At 64.0% G+C, this 5,061-nt stretch carries 3 protein-coding genes and 1 pseudogene; 2 read left to right on the forward strand and 2 right to left on the reverse strand.

From position 1 onward, the window contains the following. Positions 1-284, forward strand: a pseudogene (locus F8K16_RS02860) (septum site-determining protein MinD); the annotation flags it as partial. A 2-nt stretch (positions 285-286) separates the two neighbouring features. Then, the gene (gene minE, locus F8K16_RS02865; RefSeq protein ID WP_294946676.1) at positions 287-547 is read left to right on the forward strand and encodes a cell division topological specificity factor MinE; all 261 of its coding nucleotides are present in this window, start codon (positions 287-289) and stop codon (positions 545-547) included. Positions 548-682: 135 nt separating this feature from the next. On the opposite strand, the gene F8K16_RS02870 is transcribed toward minE, so the two are convergent. Both F8K16_RS02870 and mfd read right to left on the reverse strand, forming a co-directional pair. Beyond that, a complete protein-coding gene (locus F8K16_RS02870) occupies positions 683-1,525 on the reverse strand; it encodes a CsiV family protein (protein ID WP_294946679.1) in 843 nt (280 codons plus the stop codon). Next, positions 1,491-4,937 carry a transcription-repair coupling factor gene (gene mfd / locus F8K16_RS02875; protein WP_294946681.1) on the reverse strand — a complete coding sequence of 1,149 codons (3,447 nt, stop codon included), beginning with the start codon at positions 4,935-4,937 and terminating at the stop codon, positions 1,491-1,493. Before mfd ends, F8K16_RS02870 begins: the two co-directional genes overlap by 35 nt. Between the last annotated feature and the right edge of the window lie 124 nt (positions 4,938-5,061).

Below are 5,061 nucleotides of genomic sequence, written 5' to 3' on the forward strand. Positions count from 1 at the left end.
ATCTGGTGCTGACCCGTTACAACCCGGAACGGGTCGAAGCGGGCGAGATGATGGCCTGGAACGACATTGTCGAGCTGCTGGGGGTGGATCTGCTGGGTGCCGTGCCCGAATCCGAGGACGTGCTCAACGCCTCCAATGCGGGCATGCCGGTCATCCGCGAGAAGGGATCCGATGCGGCGGCGGCCTATGAGGACATCGTGGCCCGCTTCCTCGGAGAGGAGCGGCCGCAACGGTTCCTGACGGTGGAGAAGAAGGGCCTGTTGAAGAAGCTGTTTGGGAAGTGACCATGAGCATACTGGACTATCTGACCGGACGGCGGAGGAAAAACAGCGCGCAGCAGGCCAAGGAGCGGCTGCAGATGGTTCTGGTTCATGAGGGCGCACGCCGCCGCGGACCGGACTTTCTGCCGCAGATGCGTGAGGAGATCCTGCAGGTGATCTCCAAGTACGTGGAGATCGATCAGGAACAGCTGCAGATCCATCTGGATCGCAGCGACGGCTATGAAGTGCTGGAGCTGAATGTGGTCATTCCGGAAAAGCGAGGCTGAGTGGCGGCTTCGCTGACGCATGAAGAAAAAACCGCCTGCGGGCGGTTTTTTCGTTTCGGGATAAGGGCGGCGTCCCGGAACGGTGAAGCCACCCGCTTTTGTTCGCCGTTCTCGGGGACGGCAAAGGAGTGCGGCTTATGGCCGCACCCGGTTGATGACCACCAGCGTGCCGAACAGGGGGTGGTCGATATAGTGCCATTCTCCGGATTTCAGCTTGCGGTGGGCCGTCTGATGGAAGGTCCAGAACTCGGGCAGCTGCTCCAGCGGGACACTCTCATGGGCGGCAAAGGCTTCCCGTGCGGCCTTTGGAATGCGCCGGTTGACTTCGAGGTCCAGATTGACATGCGCGTAGCGATCCAGGTGGAAGCGCACGCGCAGATCGGCGCTGTCGCCATAGGCATTGGCGCCTGTCACCCTGATAAAACGGCTCTTCGCGTCCGGCACTGCGGGTTGGATCCATGCCCGGTGCAGCAGCACCCGGTAGCCCCGTTTCGGACTCAGGCGGGCGACGGCGTCATCCAGCAGGCGCTGCGCCGGGGAGACGGGGCGTACCTGTTCCATCCATCCGGGCGCCCAGCCGGGCGGTTGACCGTTGAGTAGCGCGTTCAGAAGTGCCGCCCGAGGGCGTTTGTATGACGGGGTCTCCCCCAATTTTGCAGGGTCGTCATTTTCCGCGCCCGGCGCAAAAGCAGGATTAAGGGTGCCTGTACCGTCCTGAGGGGCGTTTTCGCCCGGATTTTCAGAATTCTCCACTGCGTTCGTGTCATGTTCGGCTGCAGGGGTCAGCAGTGTTTTCAATTCCGGCGGCCAGGGCCAGAACTCTTCGGTCCAGCCTGCCAGCGCGCCTGTGGTGAAGACGACCACTTCCACCTGGTAGAGCGGTGGATGATCCGTCTGTGTACGACCGGTCAACGGCCAGCACAGCAGGGCGACCAACAGCCATTCAAGCGTCCGGCGCAAGTTTCTTGAACAGGTCATGCAGCGTGTCCAGTCGTGTTTGGATATCGGGCATTTTAGCGAAGATGGTCAGTTGCTGTTGCCCCTTGAGGCGGTAGCGTTGTGGGGCGTTCTGGATGAGCTGGATCAGCTTGAGCGGATCGATATGAGGCTGTTCGGCAAAGACGATGCGAGCCTGTTCTTCGCCGGCGTCGATGCGGGTCAGGCCCAGTTGGCGCGCCCTGAGCTTGAGGGCGGTGATGGCAAAGAGGTTTTTGACAGGTTCCGGCAGCAGCCCGAAGCGGTCGATCATCTCCACCTGCAGGGCATCCAGAGCCTGCTCGTTCTCGGCCGAGGCAATGCGTTTGTAGAGCACCAGTCGGGTGGCTACATCGGGCAGGTAGTCTTCTGGAATGAGCGCCGGGACGCCCAGATCGATTTCGATGGGTGTGGGTTCCGGTGGCAGTTCATCCGGCACCTGACCGGCCTTGTAGGCTCTGACCGCCCGTTCCAGCAGCTCCTGATAGAGGGAGAAGCCCACCTCCTGCATCTGTCCGGCCTGCTTTTCCCCCAGCAGCTCGCCGGCACCGCGGATCTCCAGGTCGTGGTTGGCCAGCAGGAAGCCGGCGCCCAGGGTGGTGTGCCGGGCGATGGCCTCCAGCCGTTTATGGGCGTTGGGGGTCATCTGCGCCGGATCCTGCGGCGTGAACAGGTAGGCGAAGGCCCGGTGGTGGGAGCGGCCCACCCGGCCACGCAGCTGGTGCAGCTGGGCCATGCCGAAACGGTCGGCCCGGTGGATGAGAATAGTGTTGGCGCTGGGCACGTCGATGCCGGTTTCGATGATGGTGGTGCACACCAGAATGTTGAACTTCTGGTGGTAGAAGTCGTGCATGACCCGCTCCAGCTGGCGCTCCGGCATCTGGCCGTGGGCGATGCCGACCCGGCCTTCCGGCACCAGCTGTCGAATGTGCTCGGCAAAATCGTCGATCCTGTCCACATCGTTGAACAGCACATAGACCTGACCGCCGCGGCGCAGTTCGCGCAGGCAGGCTTCGCGGGCCGTCTCATCCCGCCACGGTTGCACGAAGGTCTCCACGCTGAGACGACGTGCCGGCGGCGTGGCGATGATCGACAGGCTGCGCAGGTCGTTCATGGCCATGTTGAGAGTGCGAGGGATGGGGGTGGCCGTGAGCGTGAGCACGTCCACCTCGGCGCGCAGCTTCTTGAGCTGCTCCTTCTGGCGAACGCCGAAGCGGTGCTCCTCATCCAGAATGACCAGCCCCAGATCACGGAATTTGACCGATTTCTGCAACAGGCGGTGGGTGCCGATGATGATGTCGATCTTGCCTTCGGCCAGTGCCGCCAGCGTCTCCTTCTGTTCCTTCTGGCTCTGAAAGCGTGACAGCAGCCCGACACGAATGGGCCAGTCGGCGAAGCGGTCGGCGAAGGTGTCATAGTGCTGCTGGGCCAGCAGGGTGGTGGGCACCAGCACGGCCACCTGTCGCCCGGCGCTGGCCACCACGAAGGCGGCGCGCAGGGCTACCTCGGTCTTGCCGAAGCCCACGTCCCCACACACCAGTCGATCCATGGGCTGCGGCGACTGGAGGTCCGCCAGCACCGCCTCGATGGCCGCCTGCTGGTCCGGCGTCTCCTCAAAGGGGAAGCCGGCGGCGAAGCGGGCGTAGTCCACCTCGTCGATCTCGTAGCAGGTGCCTTCCCGGGCGGCGCGGCGGGCGTAGATATCCAGCAGTTCAGCGGCGGCATCCCGTGCCTGTCGAGCCGCCTTCTCCTTGGCCTTGCGCCACTTGTCCGTGCCGAGCCGGTGCAGCGGGGCGTTTTCCGGGCTGGCGCCGGTGTAGCGGCTGATCAGCTCCAGATGGGTCACGGGCACATAGAGGCGGTCATCATTGGCGTAGCGCAGCACGAGGAATTCCTCGGCATGGCCGCCGTGTTCAAGCGTGGTCAGCCCCTCGTAACGCCCGACACCGTGCTGGATGTGCACCACCGGCATGCCCGGCTCCAGTTCGGCCAGATTGCGGATGGCCGTGTCGAAATCCTCATGGGGGCGCTGCACCTTCTGTCGGCGGCCGGCAAGGGCCTGGCCGAAGATGGCGCTTTCAGCAATCAGGGCGAGGCGGTGGTCGGCATCGCTCTCGTCCACGGGGCCGACACACAGCGCCAGTGGTGCATCACCCTGTTCGAAAGCCGCCCAGTCTTCAATCAGTTGGGGTTTGAGTCCCTGTCTGCGCAGCAGTGTCAGCAGGGCTTCCCGGCGTCCGGGGCTTTCCGCCACAAGACAGACACGGCCCTCGTAACGGTCCACGAAGGCATTGAGCCGGGCCAGCGGGTGGTCGTGATCCTGCTGGATGGTGAGATCCGGCAGGGGCAGGTGGTCGAAGACCGCATCGGCCTGTTCCGTGTCCGCCTGCAGCTCAATGGTGTGCCAGCGTTTGAGCGCGGCTATCATTTCGTCCGGTCTCAGGATGAGCCGCTCCGGTAGCAGGGGCGGAAAATCCCGGTTGAGGCGGGCGGTGTCGTAGCGCTCTTCGTAAGCGTGCCAGTTGGCCTCGGCGGCCTTGATTACCTGCCCGAACAGGAATGGATGAGTCTGCGCCGGCAGGTAGTCAAACAGGGTGGCGGTCTGCTCATGGAACAGCGGCAGCCAGTATTCCAGCCCGCCCAATGGGCGGCCCTCGGAGATGTCCTGATAGAGCTGGCTGGTGCGCACCTCGGGGCCGAACACTTGACGGGCCTGCTGGCGGAAGCGGGTGATGCCATCCTCGTCCAGACTGAACTCCCGCGCCGGCAGCAGCTCAATGCGTTCCACCCTGTCCAGCGAGCGCTGGGTGTCCGGGTCGAAGGTGCGCAGCGTTTCGATCTCGTCATCGAACAGGTCGATGCGGTAGGGGAGGGGGCTGCCCATGGGAAAGAGATCGATGATGGCCCCGCGTACGGCGAATTCGCCCGGCTCCATCACCTGCGCCACCCGCTGATAGCCGCGCTCTTCCAGAGCGCCGGCGAAGGCCTGCGGGTCGAGCCGGTCGCCCGTGGCCAGCAGCAGGGTCCGTTGTTGCACGAAATCCACGGGGGGCAGTCGCTGCATCAGCGTGGCAGGGGTGGCGATCAGCAGCGCCCGTTCGCTGCGGGGCAGGCGGTAGAGGGTGCGCAGCCGCTCGGAGATGATTTCCTGATGGGGGGAGAAGCGGTCATAGGGTAGCGTCTCCCATTCCGGCAGCTGGAGGATCTCCAGATCGGGGGCGAAAAAGCGGATCAGCGCTTCAAGCTGATGGGCGCTGTGGGGATCATCGGCCACAAGCAGAGTGATGCCGGGCTTGTGCGGCACCCAGTGCGCCAGCAGGCGGGCGGTGCGGGTGGTATTGAAGGGGGCCCAGCGGCTGCGCTCCCCCTTGAGGGGCTGGCTGAATGCGTCGGTCAGGTGCGGGGCGTCATGCATGGTGGTGTCAGTGTATAAAATGGGGCGTCATTTTAATGGATGAGGCAGGCATGTACGGTAACTGGGCATTCAACTGGGTGCAGATTCTGGCCCACAACTGGTCGGCGCTGGGGTGGCGCATGGC

The sequence above is a fragment of the Sulfurivirga sp. genome, from assembly GCF_015490265.1.
Taxonomy (GTDB): Bacteria; Pseudomonadota; Gammaproteobacteria; order Thiomicrospirales; family Thiomicrospiraceae; genus Sulfurivirga.